The sequence below is a fragment of the Stenotrophomonas sp. ASS1 genome (assembly GCF_004346925.1).
In the GTDB taxonomy this organism is placed as follows: domain Bacteria; phylum Pseudomonadota; class Gammaproteobacteria; order Xanthomonadales; family Xanthomonadaceae; genus Stenotrophomonas; species Stenotrophomonas maltophilia_A.
Genome location: NZ_CP031167.1, coordinates 2,973,466 through 2,993,248, shown reverse-complemented (window position 1 = coordinate 2,993,248; position 19,783 = coordinate 2,973,466). Strand labels below are relative to the sequence as shown.

The window sequence follows — 19,783 nt, the reverse complement described above, 5'->3', positions numbered from 1 at the left end:
CATTCAACGTGCACGCGCGCGCTGCTAGATTCGCCGCCAGTCCGACCGAACTGGAAGTCCTGCCATGAACACGTCCTTCGCCCTGCTACTGGCGCTGTCCGCTGCATCGCTGGCCCCGGCCGCGCACGCCGCCGGCAACCTCGACTGCGAGCTGCGCTACAACCTGTCCGGCTGGTCGCTGATCTACAAGACCGCCTCCGGCAATGGCACGGTCACCTGCAGCAACGGCGCCAGCATGCCGGTGCGCATCCAGATGAAGGGCGGCGGCCTGACCGTGGGCAAGTCGAAGATCACCAACGGGCGTGGCAGCTTCACCGGCGCGGTCAGCGTCAACGAACTGCTGGGTACTTACGCCTCGGTGGGTGCGCACGCCGGTGCGGTGAAGTCCAGCAACGCGCAGGTGATGACCAAGGGCGACATCTCGCTGGCCCTGTCCGGTACCGGCAAGGGCTGGGACCTGGGCGTGGACGGCACCGCGTTCACCCTCAGCCGGCGCTGAGGCGCGACGGCTCGGCAGATCCCCAGCTGATGCGGATGTAGTGCTGTTCGGAATCGCTCAACAACCGTTCGACACCGAAACCATTCTTGAGCAGTTGTGCGGTCACGTCTTCGACGAGCTGCTCGCTGGCCATCACCTGGCTGAAGCCGAACACGAGATAGCGGCGGCCATTCTCCGAGCCGATCTGGATCGAGTTGTCGAGGTCGCGGTAGAACTGTTCGATCGGGCGCTTGGCGGCATCGGCGTTGGCGCGTGCCTGTTCGGCGGTAATGGTGATCATGGGCATCTGCCTGGTGTGGGAGAGCGCGCACGATAGCCAGGGAATCAAAGCCGTTCCCGGAAGCCACGCACAGTGCGCTGCTTTTGCAGCAATTCCTAAGGCCGCGGCTGCAGCCACAAGGCCAGCAGGCCACACACGATGAGGGTCGGTGCCAGCAGCTGCACTGCGCCGACCAACGCCATTGCCGCGCCGATCAACAGGTAGTAGAGCAGGCCGAACAGCGCGCCTGCGCTGCCGAGACAATGCGGATAGCCGCGCAGAGCCTGGCCGAGCACATTGGGAATGGCAAGGCCGAAGCCCGTCACCACCGGCACCATCGCCGCGACCAGGGCAGGGTGATCATCCAGCAGCGTGGCCAGCAGGCCTCCCGTCAGGACCAGTCCTGCGGCGATGCGGATGCGCGTGGTTGCGGCAACGCCTGCACGCAGCAGGCGGCCATTGCCCCACGCGCCCAGTGCCGAGCCCAATGCCAGCACCGCGCCGCTGGCGCCGAACCAGGTGGCTGGCCAGTGCAGGCGCGCAAACACGAAGGGGCCGAGTGCATACCAGCTGTACATCGCCACGTTGAAGGCCATCACCAGCAACGCGTGTGACCAGATCCAGCGATCGTGCAGCAGTTCCCGCAGCAGCGGCAGCATGGGCGTGTGCGGGATATGTGCAGGGCGGCTTTCGCGCAGGCCAGCCAGGCATGCGACTGCCAGCAGGACAGCTATCAGCAGCAGGCCGGACTGTACGCCGACATAGCCATTGGCGGCGACCAGCAGCGTGCCCAGTGCAAGACCGATGGCCGGGCTCAGGGCCAAGGCCATGCCGATCCAGGAGAATGCCTGGGCCAACGCTGGCCCCTGCAGATGGTCGCGCAGCACGGTCTGGGTCACCACCGAAGCGGCGGCGGCGCCGACTGCGGCCAACGCCTGGGCCAGCAGCACGTGGCCGAAGCTGCCAGCCACCAGCCCGCCCAATGCGCCCGCTGCGAAAACGCCGAGGCCACAGAGAAGGGCAGGGCGACGACCGATACGATCGGCCAGACGCCCCCACAGCAGCACGCCTGCAGCGAAGCCGAACAGGTACAGGCTCATGGCCTGGCTGGCGGCACTCGGCGGCAGGGCGAAGCGTTCGGCCAGATCGGCCAGGGCCGGGCTGTACAGGGTCTGTGCCAACTGCGGAAACATCAGCAGTGCAATGGTGAGCAGCAACAGGCGGCGCGACATGCGGGCGCTCCAGAAACAGGGCCGCGCATTGTGGTTGCGTCCGCAATGGCGCACTCTGTCTATCCTGTCATCGAATGCATGAAATCAGACATGGCCTGGTTGCAGCCGGATGCGCACTTCGACGCCGATGCCTGGGGCGCTCCGGTGCTGGGTATCGCGGCTTCATTGGCCGATCACGACTCGGGTTGGCACCAGCATGCGCGCGCGCAGCTGCTGTACACCCGGCAGGGCTGTACGCGCCTGACCTACGGTGATCGCATCAGCCTGCTGCCGCCCGCGCGCGCAGCGTGGATTCCGGGTGGGCTGCGCCATCGCGCGCAGATGCGCCAGGCGGTCGAGTACCGTTCGTTGTACTTCGATGCCACCCTGTCGGCCCAGCTGCCCCGCCAGCCGGCCATCATCGGCGTAGGTCCGCTGCTGCAGGCCTTGCTGGAGCCGATCGCGCAGGCACCGTTCGACCATGACTGGCAGTCGCCGCGCGCGCACCATCAACTGGCGTTGTGCGTGCTGGAAATCGTCGCTGCACCGGTGGCGCCGATGGACCTGCCTCTGCCGCGTGATCCGCGGATCGCACGTTGTCTGCCGCTGGCCGAACAGTTGCCGCCCGAACTGGGCGAATTGGCCGCGCGTGCGGACCTGAGCGTGCGTACCGTTGGCCGGCTAATGCAGCGTGATACCGGCATGAGCTACCAGGCCTGGCGCCAGCAATGGCGCCTGATGCGGGCCATGGAGCTGCTGCTGCTCGGCCATCGCGTCGCGCATGTGGCGCAGGACACCGGCTTCTCCGCCGAGAGCCCGTTCATCGCCTTCTTCCGCAGCATGACCGGCACCACACCCGCCGCGTTCCAGCGCCACGCAAAAGGGGACGGAGGGGATTAAGTCGCTTTCGCCCCTTTGAGGCAAAAACGACTTAATCCCCTCCGTCCCCTTTTTAAAGAAAAACCCCGGCCGGAGCCGGGGTTTTTCATTTCAGTCGGATCGCCGATCAGCCGCCGCGCGGGCCGCTGCGGCGCGGGCCGCCCGGACCGCGGTTGCCGCCGGGGCCGCCCGGGCCACGGTTGCCACCCGGACCGCCGGGGCCGCGATTGCCGCCCGGGCCACGGTTGCCGCCGCCCGGGCCGCGACCGCCCGGACGGGCGCCCTGCGCGGGCTTGGGGCTGCCATACGGATTGAAGCCCGGCGTGGCGTGGTCGGACGGGAAGCTCGGGGCATTGCCCGGATGGCCGTACGGGTGCTTGTTGCCCTGGCCCTGCGAGCGGTTGCCCGCACCGGCCGGACGACCCTGGCCGCCTGCGCCGCCACGGCCTTCACCACCGAAACCGCCACGGCCCTGGCCGCCACCGGCGCCTGCACCCGGACCCTTCGGCTTGCCGTACGGACGGCCCTGGCCGCCCGCACCCGGACCACGGGCACCGGGGCCGCGTGCGCCCGGACCGGCGTTGCGATGGCCGCTCGGGCCGGTGCTCACGCCATCCGGCACGTACCAGGTGCGGAACGCGGCCGGGTTGCCTTCCGGCAGCGAACGATCGTTCTTCTGGGCACGCTGCTTGAACGGCTTCTGCGACTGCTTGGCTGCCGCTTCACCGCTGACCGTCAGGCCGCCCTTGAAGCCGCCGCCCTTGCCACCGCGACCACGGCCGCGGTCTTCGCGCACGTTGTCGAAGCGACGCAGCTCGCGGCCTTCGTCAGCGGTGTTGTGACCGTTGACGTAGGCGTTGCCGCGGCCACCTTCGCGCACGCGCACGGTGGTCTTGGCGGCGCGGCGCTGGCCGATCACCGGCTGCAGGGTCAGTGCCGACGGTGCGCCTTCTTCCAGCTTCAGCTGCGCGCGCAGGGCTTCAACCTGCGCGGTGCCCAGTTCCACTGAATGGCCACGGGCCAGTTCGCGCGGCAGGCTCACCTTGCCGTAGCGGGTGCGCTTCAGGCGGCTGACCTGGCAGCCCTGCGATTCCCAAAGACGACGCACTTCGCGGTTGCGGCCTTCCTTCACCACGACGCGGAACCAGTCGTGCGAATCGGTGCCGCCGATGCGTTCGATCTCGTCGAACTTGGCCGGGCCGTCTTCCAGTGCCACGCCACGGGTGAGGCGGTCGACGATGGCGTCGGAGACCTTTTCCTCGCCTTCCGGTGCACGCACGCGCACCACGTATTCGCGTTCGACCTCGAACGACGGGTGCATCATGGCGTTGGCCAGTTCACCGTCGGTGGTGGCCAGCAGCAGGCCGGTGGTGTTGATGTCGAGGCGGCCGATCGCGATCCAGCGCGCGCCCTTCAGCGGCGGCAGCGATTCGAACACGGTCGGGCGGCCTTCCGGATCATCGCGGGTGGTCACTTCGCCTTCCGGCTTGTTGTAGACCAGCACGCGCGACGGCTCGGCCAGGGCGGTGGCGACGAAGCCACGCCCATCCAGTTCGATCTTGTCGCCGCTCTTGACCGACATGCCGGTCTGCGCGACTTCACCGTTGACCTTGACCAGGCCTTCGGCAATGCGCTGTTCCAGCGCGCGGCGCGAGCCAAGGCCGGCCTGTGCCAGCACCTTGTGCAGGCGTTCTTCCAACTTGAACTGTTCGGAGGTGGCTTCGCGCTTGAGCGAGAGCTTGTTCAACGACAGCTTGCGAGGGGTGTCACTCATCAGTTTTGCTCCGGCCGACGGTTTCGAGGTCGGCCTCTGGTTCGGAATCGGCTTGGTCAACAGCCACGGTCGTCATCGCGACGGCGTTGTCTTCGCGTTCGTTCACTGGCACCGCGCGCTCGCCCGGCGCGGAATCGGGGTGCCCATCATCGAGGGGCGAAGGTGCTTGCTCATCGGAAGCCGGCGCAGGGGCTGCGTCGGCGGAATCGGGGGTGTCACTGCCGGCCAGGCCGGCATCATCGTTCGCGGCAGCGCTTTCGTCGCCGGTCGAGAGGTCAGGACCGTCGGCGCTTGCCGCTGCCGGTGCATCGCGGTCCAGGGACAGCTGGGGTTCCAGCTCGCCCAGGTCCTTCAGTTCCGACAGTGGCGGCAGCTCATCCAATCGCTTCAGGCCGAAATAATCCAGAAAGCCCTTGGTGGTGCCGAACAGCGCCGGCTTGCCGGGTACGTCGCGGTGGCCGACCACGCGGATCCACTCGCGTTCTTCCAGCGCCTGGATGATGTTGCTGCTGACCGCCACGCCGCGCACCTGCTCGATCTCGCCACGGGTGATCGGCTGCCGGTAGGCGATCAGCGCCAGGGTTTCCAGGGTGGCGCGGGTGTAACGGGTCTTGCGTTCGGTCCACAGCCGGCTGATCCAGCCATGCACTTCGCCGGTGACCTGGTAGCGGAAGCCGGAGGCGACCTCGACCAGTTCCACGCCGCGCCCTTCGCAGGCTTCGCGCAGGCGTTCCAGTGCGCGTTCGATGCTGCCCGGCGGTGCCGGTTCCTCTTCCGGGAACAGGTCCTTCAGCTGGGCCAGGGTGAGCGGCTGGCTGGAGGCCAACAGGGCACCCTCGACAATGCGGTCGATCAGCGATTGATCCATCGGCAGTCAGCGCTCACTCGTCCGCATTGGCGGCGTCGTTGTCGTCGAACTCGCTGCTGAACTGCAGCGGGGCGTTGGTGTTGCCGGCGGCCAGCGATTTCACGTAGATCGGCGCCAGCGGTTCTTCCTGGACGATGTCCAGCAGCTGTTCCTTGGCCAGTTCCAGCACCGCCAGGAACGTGACCAGCACGCCCAGCTTGCCTTCTTCGGCCGTGAACAAGCCTTCAAAACGATAGAACTTGCCATCTTCCAGGCGTCCCAGCACTTCGCCCATGCGTTGCCGCACGCTCAGTGCCTCACGCTTGATGGCGTGGCCGCTGAACAGCTCGGCGCGCTTGAGCACGTCGTGCAGCGCCAGCAGCATCTCCTTCAGGTCCACCGGCGGCGGCAGTTTCACCGTAGCGCGTTCGGGCATGAAGGCATGGGCCAGGCTGGTGTCGCGGTCCTGGCGGGGCAGGGCGTCGATGTCCTCGGCGGCCTGCTTGAAACGTTCGTATTCCTGCAGCCGGCGCACCAGCTCGGCGCGCGGGTCGGCCTCATCGCCTTCCTCGCTGACCGGGCGCGGCAGCAGCATGCGCGACTTCACCTCGGCCAGGATCGCGGCCATCACCAGGTACTCGGCGGCCAGCTCGAAGCGCAGCTCGCGCATCACGGTGATGTATTCCACATACTGCCGGGTGATCTCGGCGACGGGAATGTCCAGGACATCCAGGTTCTGGCGGCGGATCAGGTACAGCAGCAGGTCCAGCGGGCCTTCGAAGGCATCCAGGATGACTTCCAGCGCGTCCGGCGGAATGTACAGGTCCTGCGGAATCTGCAGGACCGGTTGCCCATGCACCACGGCCAGCGGCATTTCCTGCTGCTGGGGGGCGGGCGGCCGGGTTGGCGGGTTCGCGTCGAGCGCGAGTTCGGAAGTCATCTAATGGACATCAGGATTGCAACGGACCAGTCGCGGCACCGGGTTCGCCGGGCCAACGCCACGGAGCCCCAGGGCACCAGACACGCCGGGATCGGCGCGATTCCACACATATCAAACAGCAGGACGCGCCGCAGGAAACGGCAGCGACGGAACTACGGGGAGGTCGTCTACGTGGCCCGGCCAGGTGGTCCGGTTTGAAGCAGCGGGACGGTCGTCGGGGGCTGCGTTGGCCGCAAAAACCGACGGGCTGCTGCATCCAGCCACGTGCAATGGAGTCTAGGGTAAGCCTTTGTTGCGCCAGTGTCCAGCCGGGCCGGGGCAGGGGCCGCATTGGCTAGAATCTGCGGACCCGACAACGCAAGCGAGGAAATGCCGGTGTGGTATGTGATCGAAGGGTATGACGGCCAGGATGTGCTGGCGCAGCGGCTGCAGGCGCGGCCGGAACACCTGGCGCGGTTGCACGCGCTGCGCGACGAGGGACGCCTGCTGCTGGCCGGCCCCTGCCCGGCGGTGGACAGTGAAGACCCCGGCCCGGCCGGTTTCAGCGGCTCGGTGGTGATCGCGCAGTTCGAGTCGCTGCTGCAGGCCCAGGCCTGGGCCGACGCCGACCCGTACGTGGCCGCCGGCGTCTACACCCGCGTGCAGGTGCGACCGTTCCGGAAGGTGTTGCCGTGAACGCGGAACGGATCTCGCGAATGCGTGATGCGCTGCAGCATGCGCTGGCGCCGAGCGTGCTCGAGATCGAGGACGACAGCCATCGCCACGCAGGCCATGCCGGTGCGCGCGATGGCCGCGGCCATTTCAACGTACATGTGGTCAGTGAACGCTTCGCCGGCCTGGGCCCGCTGGCCCGGCATCGCGCGGTGTACGCCGCGCTGGGGACGATGATGGAGACCGATATCCACGCGTTGTCCATCCGCGCGCAGACCCCGTCAGAACAGGGCTGAGCCCTTGTCCCACGCTGTCCTGGCGGGTCCCTGCGGGGGCTCGCTGCAGACAGATTTCCATGTCCATTTCGGGACATTCGCCTAACGGACTGTTTACAAGCCCAGATGGAAACGCTTACATTCCGCGCCAATGCTGGTAGGTCCAAGCCGTGGAGGGCGGCTTCGTGAACAAGGCAGCTATCACAATCAAAGACGTCGCTCGCGAAGCCCGGGTCTCCGTGGCCACGGTTTCCCGCGCGCTCAACGGGCATGAAAATGTCGCCGAACCGGTCCGCCAGCTTGTGCTGGAGGTGGCCGCACGGCTGCGTTACACCCCGCACGCCGCCGCCCGCAGCCTGAGCAGCCGCCGCACCAATACGGTGGGCGTGGTACTGCCTGACCTGTACGGCGAATTCTTCTCCGAACTGATGCGTGGCATCGACAATGTCGCCCGTAGCCGTCGCCAGCACCTGCTGGTGTCCAGCTACCACGGTGACCAGGAGCAGCAGGGCGCGGCCCTGCGCGCCATGCGCGGCCGCGTCGACGGCCTGCTGGTGCTCTCGCCCTATGCCGAGAGCCCCGGTTTCCTGACCGACAACCTGCCGCAGTCGTTGCCGACGGTGTTGATCAACACCTATCTGCCCGGGCAGGACCACCCGGTGCTGAGCATCGACGACCATGCCGGTGCGATGGCGATGACCCGCCATCTGCTTGACGCCGGCCACCGTCGCATCGCTTTCATTTCTGGCCCGGATCTCAACTTCGACGCGCGCGAGCGCCTGCGCGGCTTCCGTGACGCGCTGGCGGCTTTTGGCGGTGGCGCCGAGGGCATCGAGCTGCCCGGTGATTTCGACGAAGCTTCCGGCCATCGCGCCGGTCAGGAGTTGCTGGCAGCCGGAGCGCTGCCTGATGCCGTGTTCGCCGCCAACGACATGATGGCCCTGGGATGCCTGTATGCATTCACGCAGGCCGGTGTCCGTGTTCCGACCGATGTCGCCCTGGCGGGTTTCGATGACATTCCACTGGCGCGTTTCGTCCACCCGTCGCTGACCACCATGCAGGTCAGCATCGCCGAGCTCGGCGACCGGGCCATGACGCGCCTGCTGCAGTTGATGGACGGCACCTCCACGGACGGGACAGGGGACAAGCAGACCCTGGTTCCCCGCTTGATAGTTCGCGATTCCACCACTCCGCCATCGGGCCATTGAAGCCAGAGGCGTTCCTTCTTTTTTGATTGATCGCAGGGACCGCGCGAGCGGTCACCGCCACCCGGAGATTGAGTTGATGATGCACACCACCTTCCGCACGCCGGCACGCCGGCTGCTGAGCACCGCACTGGTCAGCTGCCTGATGCTGGCCGCCGCTCCGAACGTCATGGCGCAGTCGGCCAATGCCAGCCTGCGCGGCCAGGTTTCCGGCGCCCAGGCCGGCGCCGAAGTGACCGCCACCAACCTGGCCACCGGCACCGTCCGTCGCGGCACCGTCCGTGCCGATGGCAGCTACTCGCTGATGGGCCTGGACCCGGGCACCTATGACGTGGTCGCCAACGGCCAGTCGCAGAAGGTCACCGTCACCGTGGCCTCGACTGCTACCCTGAACTTCGCCGGTGCCGCCAGCAGCACCCCGGGTTCGACCGCGGCCACCAACCTGGACACCGTCAACGTTGTCGCACCGACCCTGCTGCAGGAAGTGCGCACGTCCGAAGTCGGCAAGACCGTCAGCCTGCAGCAGATCCAGACCACGCCGCAGGTCTCGCGCAACTTCCTGGAGTTCGCCGACGCGGTGCCGGGCATGATCTTCACCCGCGATGCCAAGGGCAACACCTCGCTGCGTGGCGGTGCCACCAACTCCGACGGCACCAACGTCTATATCGATGGTGTGGGCCAGAAGAGCTACGTGAAGGGTGGCGGCATCTCCGGCCAGTCCGGCAGCGCGGGCAACCCGTTCCCGCAGCTGGCCATCGGTGAGTACAAGGTCATCACCGGCAACTACAAGGCCGAGTACGGCCAGGTGTCCAGCGCCGCGATCACGGCTGCGACCAAGTCGGGTACCAACGAGTTCAAGGGTGAGACCTTCTACCGTTATACCAACGAAAGCATGCGTGCGATGACCCCGGCCGAACGCCAGCCGGGCAAGAGCAAGGAAGACTCGGCCGAGAAGGAATACGGCTTCGCGCTGGGTGGCCCGATCATCAAGGACAAGGCCCATTTCTTCGTCACCTATGAAGCCAAGCGCTTCGATCTGCCGGTGACCATCGCGCCGGACGGTGCCGTCACTCCGTCGGCCGCCAATCTGCCCGCCGATGGTCTCGCAGGTCTCGGCCCGGCCAGCCAGCCGTTCCAGCAGGACCTGATCTTCGCCAAGATCGACTTCGAGCCGACTGACAACGATCGCATCGAACTGACCTTCCAGGACCGCGACGAAACCCAGCAGCAGTTCAGTGGCCAGACCGCGAAGGTACACGGCAAGGTCGTGGACAACACCGACCGCCGTTATGCGCTGCGCTGGAACCACAGCGGTGAGCGTTTCTACAACGAGTTGATGGTGACCCACGAGGAGGCCTTCAACAATCCGCTGCCGTTGACCATGGGCAACGGCATCATCTACACCGCACCGGATTTCGGCGACTCGGACGCCAACCGCCCGCAGGAGAAGACACTCGTCCAGGTTGGCGCGGCTGATGCCTTCGCCTCGCAGGTGAAGGGCCAGAAGGGCTGGGCGATCGAGGACAACCTGACCCTGGACGGCCTGCAGTGGGCGGGCGACCACACCATCAAGATGGGCGCCAAGTACAAGCAGATCGACCTGTACGCTTCCGACGCGGCGCAGATCAACCCTCAGTTCTCCTACACCATCGACAACCCGGCGTTCCCCTCGAGCACGCCGTATAAGGCGCAGTTCACCAAGGCCAGCACCGGCGTCACCGGCGTGCAGTCCGAAGTGCGCGCCAAGGTCAAGCAGATCGGCTTGTTCATCCAGGACGACTGGCAGGTCAATGACCACCTGCAGCTGAATATCGGCCTGCGCTGGGACTACGAAAAGAACCCGGTCTACACCGATTTCGTGACCCCGCCGGAGGTCGTGAAGGCCCTGTTCTCGCAGGATCCGAACGCGCCGGCGGGCGTGTCCCAGACCTATGCGCAGACGCTGGCGCTCAGCGGGCTGAACGTCAACGACTACATCAGCACCGGCCACAACCGCAAGAACTTCAAGAACGCCTGGCAGCCGCGCCTGGGCTTCTCGTATGACGTCAATGCCGACGAACGGCACGTGTTCCATGGTGGCGCCGGCCGTTCCTATGACCGCGACCTGTTCGACAACCTGGCACTGGAAACCACCAAGCTGGCACTGCCGCAGCCGACCGTTTACTTCCGCAACCCGGCCACCGGCAACTGCATGTACGGCCAGACTCCGTGCTTTGACTGGAACCCGAACCTGATGAACGGCATCGAGAACGTGCAGGCACTGCTGGGTTCCACCAGCAATGAAGGCATGGAAGTCGATCTGCTGAACAACAACATGAAGGTGCCGTACGCCGACCAGTTCAGCCTGGGCATGAGCAACCAGTTCGGTGAGTGGCTGACCGACGCGACGATTTCTCGCACGCTGACCTATGATGGGTTCGCCTTCACCCTGGGCAACCGCTTCAACAACGGCAACTTCTTCGATAACCAGATGCTGTGTGGTGCCAAGGAGCCGACCTACGGCCAGCCGTGGAACTGCAACATTCCGGGCTTCGGCAGCCTGATCATCGGCCAGCAGGGCATCAAGACCCGTTCCACCCAGGTGCTGCTGTCGGCGCAGAAGCCGTACAGCAAGGAAAGCGGTTGGGGCACCTCGATCGCCTATACCTGGACCAACGCGCGTCACAACCGAAACATCAACGAGCATTACTCGTTCGATCGCGGCACCATCGGTGAGTACCCGACCATCAAGTCCAACGGCGCGCCGCGCCATCGCCTGGTGGTCACCGGCTCGTATGACGGCTTCTGGGGCATCACCTTTGGTGGCAAGCTGACCCTGGCCACGCCTACCCCGGGCAATGACTGGTCCTGCATCGCGCAGGCTGGCACTGCCAACTGCCTGCCGACTCCGGCCGCGGGTACTCCGGGCGGCAATGGCCGCTTCCTGCTCGGTGGCAAGATCTTCGGCTACCGCTCGCTGGACCTGCAGGCGACCAAGACCTTCAAGCTGGCCGGCGATACCGAGCTGTATGCGCGTATCGACATCATCAACGTGCTCAACTTCGACAACTTCTCGAACCTGAACTACGTGAAGAGCGATGGCAAGCTGCTGGTGAGCTACAACGAGACCGGCGATGTGATCGGTACCCCGCGTCAGGTGAAGGCCGAAGTGGGCTTCCGCTTCTAAGCGGATCGGCCTGAAGCAATACCCCGATGCCGCCGCTCCGCCGGCGGCATCGGCAGGAAGAAAAAAGGCAATGGCCGGCCCCGTGCCGGTCCATTGCCCATGCCGCTGCCGGCCAGGCGGCAGCGGCATGGGCAATGATCGCGGTGTCAAACCACGTTTTTCGTGGTTTTTTCAGAACGCATCTTGTAAACGATTTCAGATCATTGGACGGTATGCTTTCCCATCGATCAGACCACCGGAGAAATCGCGCCATGCAGGCACGCCATCTGTTGTCCGCCGCAGCGTTGAGCCTGGCCGTGGCCGCCTGCCAGCCGGCCCAGCAGGAACCTGCCAAGCCGCGGCCGCCGGTGATCCTGATCGAGGCCGACGCACCGCCGCGGCCGATGAAGCCGGTGCTGCCGCCGCTGTTCGATGACATCGAGCGCCGTACCTTCCAGTTCTTCTGGGATACCACCAACGAGATCAACGGCCTGACCCCGGACCGCTATCCGTCGCGGCCGTTCGCCAGCATCGCCTCGGTCGGCTTCGCGCTGACCGCCTATCCGATCGGCATCGAGAACGGCTGGGTCAGCCGCAACCAGGCGATCGACCGCACCCTGACCACGCTGAAGTTCTTCCGCGACGTGCCGATGGGGCCGCAGCGCACCGGCAAGGCCGGCTACAAGGGCTTCTACTACCACTTCCTGGACATGCAGGAAGGGCGTCGCTACGACAGCTGGGTTGAACTGTCCTCGGTGGATACCGCGCTGTTGATGATGGGCGTGCTGTTCGCGCAGTCGTACTACGACGGTGACGATCCGCGCGAGAAGGAGATCCGCCAGATCGCCGACACGTTGTACAAGAAGGTCGACTGGCCGTGGCTGCAGCAGCGTGCGCCGCTGATCTCGATGGGCTGGTTCCCGGAGAGCGGCTTCATCGACCACGACTGGATGGGCTACAACGAGGCGATGATGGTCTACATCCTTGCCCTGGGTTCGCCGACGCACCCGGTCAGCCCGGATGCGTGGACGGTGTGGACGCGCACCTACGACAACGACTGGGGCGTCTACCAGGGCCAGGAATACCTGTCGTTCGGCCCGCTGTTCGGCCACCAGTACAGCCATGTCTGGATCGACTTCCGCGATATCCAGGACGCGTACATGCGCGAGCGCGGCAGCACCTACTTCCTCAACAGCCGCTCGGCTGCGCTGGCCCAGCGCGAGTACGCCATCGCCAACCCGATGCAGTGGAAGGACTATGGCGAGAACGTATGGGGCCTGACCGCCAGCGACGGCCCGCAGAACACCACCCAGGAGTACCGCGGCGAGCAGCGCCAGTTCCGCCACTACTCCTCGCGCGGCGCCGGCCTGCGCGAGAACTTCGATGACGGCACCATTGCCCCCACCGCCGCGATCGCCTCGGTGGTGTTCGCGCCCGAGCAGGTGATCCCGGCCACGCTGGAAATGCACAAGCGCTACGGCGACTACATCTATTCCAGCTACGGTTTCCTGGATTCGTTCAACCCCAGCTTCAACTACGACATCCCGATCAAGACCGGCCGCCTGGTGCCGGATCGCGGCTGGGTCGCCAGCGATTACATCGCCATCGACCAGGGCCCGATCCTGACCATGATCGCCAACTACCGCGATGACTTCGTCTGGGAAGTGATGAAGAAGAACCCGTACATCCGCAAGGGCCTGGAACGGGCCGGGTTCAGCGGTGGCTGGCTGGCACCGGAAGGTTCGTTCCAGCCGCTGGAACTGCAGAAAGACGAAAAGGCCGCGGCGGCACGCGCGGTGGGTATCGCCGAATCACGCGCGGCTGCCGCGCAGGAACAGAAGAACAATGCCAACCGCAATACAGGCCAGGGCAAGTAACCCGATGCCGAACTGGATCGACCGCCTGCGCCGCTGGGCGCTGCCTGCCCTGGCCGTGTTGGCCGTGGCCGGCTGCGCCCGTACCGAACCGGGCACCACCACCGTGCGCTTCTGGGCGATGGGCCGCGAAGCCGAGGTGGTCAGCGAGCTGATCCATGAATTCGAGGCCGAGAATCCGGGCATCAAGGTGGATGTGCAGAACATTCCGTGGACCGCCGCGCACGAGAAGCTGCTGACCGCGTTCGCCGCGGACGGCCTGCCGGACGTGTGCCAGCTGGGCAACACCTGGGTGCCGGAGTTCGCCGAACTGGACGCGCTGACGCCGCTGCAGCCGTTCGTGCAGCGTTCGTCCGTGGTCGACCCGAAGGACTATTTCCAGGGCATCTGGGATACCAATGTGATCCACGGCGAACTGGTAGGCGTGCCGTGGTACGTCGACACCCGCCTGATCTACTACCGCAAGGACCTGCTGGCCAAGGCCGGCTACGACCACCCGCCGCGCAACTGGCAGGAGTGGGACGAGCAGATGGCGGCGATCAAGCGCATGCAGGGCCCGAACCGCTATGCGGTGCTGATGCCGATCAACGAGTTCGAGCAGCAGCTTTCGCTGGCACTGCAGCAGCCTGATCCGTTGCTGCGCGATGACGACACCCGCGGCAATTTCGCCAGCCCGGGCTTCCGTCGCACGCTGGCCTTCTACGCCAACATGTTCGAGCAGGGCTGGGCGCCGAAGATGTCCGAGACGCAGATCTCCAACGTCTGGGATGAGTTCTTCCGTGGCTTCAACGTGTTCTACATTTCCGGCCCCTGGAACATCCGCGAGTTCAAGAAGCTGCAGCCGAAGGAACTGGAAGGGCAGTGGGGTACGGCCGCGCTGCCGGGTCCGGACGGCCCGGGCGCCGGTATTGCCGGTGGTACCAGCCTGGTGATCTTCCGCAAGTCGCAGCAGAAGGAGGCGTCGTGGAAGCTGATCGAGTTCCTGTCGCGACCCGAAATCCAGGCGCGCTTCCATTCGATCATCGGCGACCTGCCGCCGCGCCGCAGTACCTGGAACGCGCCGTCGCTGGCCAACGATCCGCTGGCCGCTGCGTTCCGTGACCAGCTGGAGCGGGTCAAGCCGACGCCGAAGGTGCTTGAGTGGGAGCGCATCGTGCAGGAAATGCGCATCGTCACCGAGAAGGTGGTGCGTGGTGGCCTGGCGCAGGACAAGGCCGTGGAAGAGCTGGACCAGCGCGTGGACAAGGTGCTGGCCAAGCGCCGCTGGATGCATGAACAACAACGCCTGCAGCAGCGCGTGCCGTCGCCGCAATCGAGCAGTGCCGTGGCCGCCGGGAGCGCGCAATGAAACGTACCTCGCTTGCCGGCTGGGTTTTCGCCGGTCCCTCGCTGATCGTGCTGGGCATGTTCTTCGGCCTGCCGGTCGCCTCGGCGCTGGCGCTGAGCGTGACCGATTTCGACCTGTATGCCTTGGCCGACAGCAGCAACCTGCGCTTCGTCGGCCTCGGCAACTACATCGATCTGCTGCAGACGCCGATGTTCTGGAAGTCGCTGTGGAACACCACCTACTTCGTGTTGATCGGCGTGCCCTTGTCGATCGGTGTGTCGCTGGGCGCAGCAATGCTGCTGAATGCGCCCGCCGCGCGTTTCAAGGCGCTGTTCCGCACCGCGCTGTTCGCGCCGGTGGTGACCACACTGGTGGCGGTGGCGGTGATCTGGCGCTATCTGTTCCATACCAGCTACGGCCTGGTGAACTACGGCCTGGGTCACCTGGGCATCAGCCCGATCGACTGGCTGGGCGATCCCAACTGGGCGATGCCGACCATCATGCTGTTCGCAGTGTGGAAGAACTTCGGCTACAACATGGTGATCTTCCTGGCCGGCCTGCAGGCCATCCCGCATGACCTGTACGAGGCCGCCCGCATCGACGGTGCCTCGCGCTGGAAGCAGTTCCTGCACATCACCCTGCCGATGCTCGGCCCGGTGCTGCTGGTGGTCGGCGTGATCACCGTGTCCGGCTACTTCCAGCTGTTCGCCGAACCGTATGTGATGACCCGCGGCGACCCACTGCAGAGCACCGTCAGCGTGCTGTATTTCATGTTCGAGGAAGGCTTCAAGTGGTGGAACCTGGGACGCGCCTCCGCGGTGGCGTTCCTGCTGTTCCTGATCATCCTTGCGGTGACCACCGTGATGCTGCGTTTCGGCCGCAAGAGGCAGTTGGTATGAGTCGTGAAATCGGCCAGTCGCGCTGGTACCCGTGGTTGATCAATGGTGCGTTGCTGGTGCTGGCCCTGGTCAGCCTGGCACCGCTGCTGTGGATGCTCTCGGTTTCGTTCATGCCACAGGGCGAGGCGACCCATTTCCCGCCGCCGCTGCTGCCGTCCAGCATCACCACGCGCAACTACCATGAGTTGTTCGCGCGCACCGGCATGGGCGGCAACTTCGCCAACAGCCTGCTGGTGTCGGTCGGCATCACCCTGGGTTCGCTGCTGCTCAACACCATGGCCGGCTATGCCTTCGCCAAGCTGAACTTCGTCGGCCGCGAGCGCCTGTTCCAGGTGCTGATGGCGGCGCTGGTGATTCCGGCCCAGGTGGCGATGCTGCCGCTGTTCCTGCTGATGAAGCAGCTCGGTCTGGTCAACAGTTTCGGCGGCGTGATCGTGCCGGCGCTGGCCAGCGTGTTCGGCATCTTCCTGGTGCGCCAGTACGCGCGTTCCATTCCTGACGAACTGCTGGAAGCGGCCCGCATCGACGGGGCAGGGGAGCTGCGGATCTTCTTCCAGATCGTGCTGCCGATGCTCAAGCCGGTGCTGGTGACCCTGGCGATCTTCACCTTCATGGGCGCATGGAACGATTTCATGTGGCCGTTGATCGTGTTGACCGACCAGGAGCACTACACTTTGCCGGTGGCGCTGGCCACCCTCTCGCGCGAGCACATCATGGACGTGGAAATGATGATGGCCGGTGCGGTGGTCACCGTGGTTCCGGTGCTGGCGCTGTTCCTGGTGCTGCAGCGGTACTACATCCAAGGTCTGTTGCTGGGGAGCGTCAAAGGATGAAGCGAGCGATCGCCGTTGGACTGGGCCTGTTGTGGACCTCCCTGGCGATCGCCGCACCACCGGCGCTGCCGGCACCGAAGGTGCTGGACGACTTCGACGACATCGCAGCCTGGAAGCTGGTGCTGTCCGACCAGGTCAGCGGTTCGCTGCGGCCGGTCAGCGGCGCCGGTGGTGGCCGCGCGCTGTGCCTGGACTATGATTTCCACGATGTCTCCGGTTACGTCGGCATCCGCCGCGCGCTGAACATCGAATACCCGGTCAATTACCGTTTCGGTTTCCAGCTGCGCGGTGATTCACCGGGCAACGACCTGCAGTTCAAGCTGATCGATGCCAGCGGCGACAACGTCTGGTGGGTCAATCGTCCCGGCTACAGTTTCCCCAAGGCGTGGACGCCGGTCGAGTATCGCCGTCGCCAGATCGACAAGGCGTGGGGGCCGTCTCCCGAGAAGGAGATGGCACGCAGCGCTGCGGTCGAGTTCACGATCTACAGCAAGGTCGGCGGCCGCGGCACGGTGTGCTTCGACAAGCTGACCCTGCAGGGCCTGCCAGCCCAGGATGACTCGGCGCTGGTGCCGTCGGTGATCGCCGATACCGCCACCGCGCTGCAGGACCGCATGATCGACGGCAAGAGCGATACGTTCTGGATCAGCGGTGGCGTCAAGCAGCAGACCATCAGCCTGGACCTGCACAAGAGCCGCGAGATCGGTGGTGCGGTGATCGACTGGCTGCCGAACCTGGAAGCCCGCCGCTACACCGTGCGCACCTCCGAGGATGGCCGCGACTGGCGCACCGTGCGCGAAGTCACCAGTGGTGCCGGTGGCCGCGACTGGCTGGCGCTGCCGGACACCGATGCGCGCTACGTGCGCTTCGATCTGCAGGACGGCCCGAACTGGCGCTACGGCATCCGCGACATCGCGCTCAAGCCGCTGGCCTTTGCTTCCACCCCGAACGCATTCCTGTCCTCGGTCGCCGCCGACCTGCCACGGGGCTCGCTGCCTCGTGCCTATGTGGGCGAGCAGCCGTACTGGACCCTGCTCGGCCTTGATGGTGGCCAGGAACAGGCATTGATCAGCGAGGATGGCGCACTGGAGCCGGCCAAGGGCAGCTTCAGCATCGAGCCGTTCATCCGCCTCGATGGCAAGCTGCTGGACTGGTCGAAGGTGGCCATCACCCAGTCGCTGCAGGATCACTACCTGCCGATCGCCAACGTCGACTGGGTGCATGAGAAGGTCGGCCTGGCAGTGACCAGCTTCGTGCAGGGTACGCCGGAGCGCGCGCAGCTGATCGGCCGCTACCGTCTGAGCAATCCGGACAAGGTCGCGCACGAGTACACCCTGGCGCTGGCGATCCGCCCGTGGCAGGTCAACCCGCCCACCCAGTTCCTCAACACCGTCGGTGGTTTCAGCCGCATCGATGCACTGGATGTGGGTGAGCAGCTGGTGCGGGTCAACGGTGAGCCGCGCATCTACCCGCTGCAGGTGCCGGACGCGCGCTTTGCCAGTACGTTCGACGGCAAGCTTGATGCGATGCATCTGGAAAGCGGCACATACCCGGCGACCACAGCGGTGAAGGACAGCACCGGCATGGCGTCGGGTGCGCTGATGTACACGATCAAGCTGGAGCCCGGCCAGAGCCGTGAAGTGGCGGTGGTGCTGCCACAGACCGGTGGCTGGGCACCGCAGGCGCTGGACGTGGCCAAGGCGCAGGCGCAGGTGGCCGAGCAGTGGCGCAAGAAGCTGGGCGTGGTCTCGCTGCAGGTGCCGGCTGCGGGCCAGGCGCTGGTGGATACCCTGCGCACCGCGGTCGCGCACATGCTGATCTCGCGCGTCGGCCCACGCCTGCAGCCGGGCACGCGTTCGTATGCGCGCAGCTGGATCCGCGATGGCGCGATGATTTCCGAGGGCCTGCTGCGCATGGGCCGCAGTGATGCGGTGCGCGACTACATCAACTGGTATGCGCCGTATCAGTTCGAGAACGGCAAGGTGCCGTGCTGCGTCGATGCCCGCGGCAGCGACCCGGTGCCGGAGAACGACAGCCATGGCGAGTTGATCTACAGCATCGCCGAGTACGGGCGCTACACCGGCGACAGCACTTTCACCGAGCTGATGTGGCCGCATGTGCAGGGCGCCTACGGCTACATGGAGCAGCTGCGCGCCAGCGAGCGCACCGAGGAGAACCGGGCACGCAACCCGGCCTTCTACGGCATGATGCCGGCCTCGATCAGCCACGAAGGCTATTCGGCCAAGCCGATGCACTCGTACTGGGACAACTTCTGGGCGCTGCGCGGCTACAAGGACGCGGCCCTGCTGGCGACCCAGCTGGGCAAGGTCGAGGCGATGCAGATCGCCGAGTCGCGCGACCAGTTCCGGGATGATCTGCAGGCCTCGCTGCTGTCCGCGATGCAGCAACACAACATCGACTACCTGCCGGGCTCGGCCGAGCTGGGTGACTTCGACGCGACGTCGACGACCATCGCACTGGCCCCGGGCGGCGAACAGGGCAGGTTGCCGCAGCAGGCGCTGGAGGCGACCTTCGAACGCTACTGGAACGAGTTCGTTGCCCGTCGCGACGGCAAGCGCGAGTGGAAGGACTACACCCCGTACGAGTGGCGCAACGTGGCCGCGTTCGTGCGCCTGGGCTGGCGCGATCGCGCTTGGCAGGCCACCGAGTTCTTCTTCAAGGACCGCGCACCGCAGGCCTGGAACCAGTGGGCCGAAGTGGTCTCGCGTACGCCGCGCAAGCCGTTCTTCGTCGGTGACCTGCCGCATGCCTGGGTGGCCTCGGACTTCGTGCGCTCGGCCTTGGACATGTTCGCCTACAACCGCGACATGGACGAGTCACTGGTGCTGGCCGCCGGCGTACCGACCGCGTGGCTGCAGGGCGAGGGCATCGCCGTGCAAGGCCTGCGTACGCCGCAGGGCCAGCTCAACTACCGCCTGCAGCGCAGCGACAAACAGCTGGTGCTGGAGGTGCAGCCGGGCCTGGTGCCACCGGTGGGAGGCGTGGTGCTGCCGTGGCCATACGTCGGTGAACCGGGCGAGGCGAGTATCAACGGCGAAGCAGCCGAGTGGGTCAACAAGGAACTGCACGTGCACCAGCTGCCGGCGCGGGTTGAGATCGACATACCGAGCGCAGTGCGCCGCGCCGAGCGCAAGGGGCAGTAAC

16 protein-coding genes are annotated in these 19,783 nt (G+C 65.8%); 11 read left to right on the top strand and 5 right to left on the bottom strand.

The window, feature by feature from the left end; genetic code table 11:
* The first annotated feature begins 64 nt into the window (after positions 1-64).
* On the top strand, positions 65-499 hold the full coding sequence (locus tag MG068_RS13995) for a hypothetical protein (RefSeq protein ID WP_032129781.1): 435 nt from the start codon (positions 65-67) through the stop codon (positions 497-499).
* Here MG068_RS13995 and MG068_RS13990 read toward each other — a convergent pair.
* The gene (locus MG068_RS13990; RefSeq protein WP_032129780.1) at positions 486-779 is read right to left on the bottom strand and encodes a hypothetical protein; all 294 of its coding nucleotides are present in this window, start codon (positions 777-779) and stop codon (positions 486-488) included. The genes MG068_RS13995 and MG068_RS13990 overlap by 14 nt on opposite strands.
* A 95-nt stretch (positions 780-874) precedes the next feature.
* Positions 875-1,990, bottom strand: coding sequence for an MFS transporter (locus tag MG068_RS13985; protein WP_132810497.1), 1,116 nt, complete (start codon positions 1,988-1,990; stop codon positions 875-877).
* 90 nt (positions 1,991-2,080) lie between these two features.
* On the opposite strand from MG068_RS13985, the gene MG068_RS13980 reads away from it, so the two are divergent.
* Complete coding sequence (locus tag MG068_RS13980) at positions 2,081-2,869, top strand: AraC family transcriptional regulator (protein ID WP_132810496.1); 789 nt, start codon at positions 2,081-2,083, stop codon at positions 2,867-2,869.
* 106 nt (positions 2,870-2,975) lie between these two features.
* Here MG068_RS13980 and MG068_RS13975 read toward each other — a convergent pair whose 3' ends face one another.
* The 3 genes from MG068_RS13975 to MG068_RS13965 are packed head-to-tail and all read right to left on the bottom strand — an operon-like array spanning position 2,976 to position 6,409.
* The gene (locus MG068_RS13975) at positions 2,976-4,622 is read right to left on the bottom strand and encodes a pseudouridine synthase (RefSeq protein WP_110712888.1); all 1,647 of its coding nucleotides are present in this window, start codon (positions 4,620-4,622) and stop codon (positions 2,976-2,978) included.
* Positions 4,615-5,490 carry an SMC-Scp complex subunit ScpB gene (scpB, locus tag MG068_RS13970; RefSeq protein WP_132810495.1) on the bottom strand — a complete coding sequence of 292 codons (876 nt, stop codon included), beginning with the start codon at positions 5,488-5,490 and terminating at the stop codon, positions 4,615-4,617. Before scpB ends, MG068_RS13975 begins: the two co-directional genes overlap by 8 nt.
* Before the next feature lie 13 nt (positions 5,491-5,503).
* Entirely contained in the window at positions 5,504-6,409 is a 906-nt protein-coding gene (locus MG068_RS13965) for a segregation and condensation protein A (protein WP_006456456.1), read from the bottom strand.
* A gap of 375 nt (positions 6,410-6,784) precedes the next feature.
* Here MG068_RS13965 and MG068_RS13960 point away from each other — a divergent pair, with 375 nt between their 5' ends.
* From MG068_RS13960 to MG068_RS13920, 9 genes are all read left to right on the top strand, one after another.
* Positions 6,785-7,084, top strand: coding sequence for a YciI family protein (locus tag MG068_RS13960; protein ID WP_032129789.1), 300 nt, complete (start codon positions 6,785-6,787; stop codon positions 7,082-7,084).
* A complete protein-coding gene (locus tag MG068_RS13955) occupies positions 7,081-7,356 on the top strand; it encodes a BolA family protein (protein ID WP_434060509.1) in 276 nt (91 codons plus the stop codon). The genes MG068_RS13960 and MG068_RS13955 overlap by 4 nt, the downstream gene beginning before the upstream one ends.
* 149 nt (positions 7,357-7,505) lie before the next feature.
* Positions 7,506-8,543, top strand: coding sequence for a LacI family DNA-binding transcriptional regulator (locus MG068_RS13950; RefSeq protein WP_032129774.1), 1,038 nt, complete (start codon positions 7,506-7,508; stop codon positions 8,541-8,543).
* A 76-nt stretch (positions 8,544-8,619) separates the two neighbouring features.
* Complete coding sequence (locus tag MG068_RS13945; RefSeq protein ID WP_049401101.1) at positions 8,620-11,706, top strand: TonB-dependent receptor; 3,087 nt, start codon at positions 8,620-8,622, stop codon at positions 11,704-11,706.
* A 251-nt stretch (positions 11,707-11,957) separates the two neighbouring features.
* Positions 11,958-13,562, top strand: coding sequence for a glucoamylase family protein (locus MG068_RS13940; protein ID WP_032129772.1), 1,605 nt, complete (start codon positions 11,958-11,960; stop codon positions 13,560-13,562).
* Between the two features lie 4 nt (positions 13,563-13,566).
* Positions 13,567-14,907 carry a sugar ABC transporter substrate-binding protein gene (locus MG068_RS13935; protein WP_132810494.1) on the top strand — a complete coding sequence of 447 codons (1,341 nt, stop codon included), beginning with the start codon at positions 13,567-13,569 and terminating at the stop codon, positions 14,905-14,907.
* On the top strand, positions 14,904-15,785 hold the full coding sequence (locus MG068_RS13930; protein ID WP_032129770.1) for a carbohydrate ABC transporter permease: 882 nt from the start codon (positions 14,904-14,906) through the stop codon (positions 15,783-15,785). Before MG068_RS13935 ends, MG068_RS13930 begins: the two co-directional genes overlap by 4 nt.
* Positions 15,782-16,618, top strand: coding sequence for a carbohydrate ABC transporter permease (locus MG068_RS13925; protein WP_006378064.1), 837 nt, complete (start codon positions 15,782-15,784; stop codon positions 16,616-16,618). Before MG068_RS13930 ends, MG068_RS13925 begins: the two co-directional genes overlap by 4 nt.
* Entirely contained in the window at positions 16,615-19,782 is a 3,168-nt protein-coding gene (locus tag MG068_RS13920) for a discoidin domain-containing protein (protein ID WP_132810493.1), read from the top strand. Before MG068_RS13925 ends, MG068_RS13920 begins: the two co-directional genes overlap by 4 nt.
* The last annotated feature ends 1 nt before the right edge of the window (position 19,783 follow it).

What these genes read in the sequence shown, in the direction of transcription:
- MG068_RS13995 (WP_032129781.1), top strand. Translation starts at nt 65, where the DNA reads ATGAACACGTCCTTCGCCCTGCTACTGGCGCTGTCCGCTGCATCGCTG.
- MG068_RS13990 (WP_032129780.1), bottom strand. Translation starts at nt 779, where the DNA reads ATGATCACCATTACCGCCGAACAGGCACGCGCCAACGCCGATGCCGCC.
- MG068_RS13985 (WP_132810497.1), bottom strand. Translation starts at nt 1,990, where the DNA reads ATGTCGCGCCGCCTGTTGCTGCTCACCATTGCACTGCTGATGTTTCCG.
- MG068_RS13980 (WP_132810496.1), top strand. Translation starts at nt 2,081, where the DNA reads ATGGCCTGGTTGCAGCCGGATGCGCACTTCGACGCCGATGCCTGGGGC.
- MG068_RS13975 (WP_110712888.1), bottom strand. Translation starts at nt 4,622, where the DNA reads ATGAGTGACACCCCTCGCAAGCTGTCGTTGAACAAGCTCTCGCTCAAG.
- scpB (WP_132810495.1), bottom strand. Translation starts at nt 5,490, where the DNA reads ATGGATCAATCGCTGATCGACCGCATTGTCGAGGGTGCCCTGTTGGCC.
- MG068_RS13965 (WP_006456456.1), bottom strand. Translation starts at nt 6,409, where the DNA reads ATGACTTCCGAACTCGCGCTCGACGCGAACCCGCCAACCCGGCCGCCC.
- MG068_RS13945 (WP_049401101.1), top strand. Translation starts at nt 8,620, where the DNA reads ATGATGCACACCACCTTCCGCACGCCGGCACGCCGGCTGCTGAGCACC.
- MG068_RS13940 (WP_032129772.1), top strand. Translation starts at nt 11,958, where the DNA reads ATGCAGGCACGCCATCTGTTGTCCGCCGCAGCGTTGAGCCTGGCCGTG.
- MG068_RS13935 (WP_132810494.1), top strand. Translation starts at nt 13,567, where the DNA reads ATGCCGAACTGGATCGACCGCCTGCGCCGCTGGGCGCTGCCTGCCCTG.
- MG068_RS13930 (WP_032129770.1), top strand. Translation starts at nt 14,904, where the DNA reads ATGAAACGTACCTCGCTTGCCGGCTGGGTTTTCGCCGGTCCCTCGCTG.
- MG068_RS13925 (WP_006378064.1), top strand. Translation starts at nt 15,782, where the DNA reads ATGAGTCGTGAAATCGGCCAGTCGCGCTGGTACCCGTGGTTGATCAAT.
- MG068_RS13920 (WP_132810493.1), top strand. Translation starts at nt 16,615, where the DNA reads ATGAAGCGAGCGATCGCCGTTGGACTGGGCCTGTTGTGGACCTCCCTG.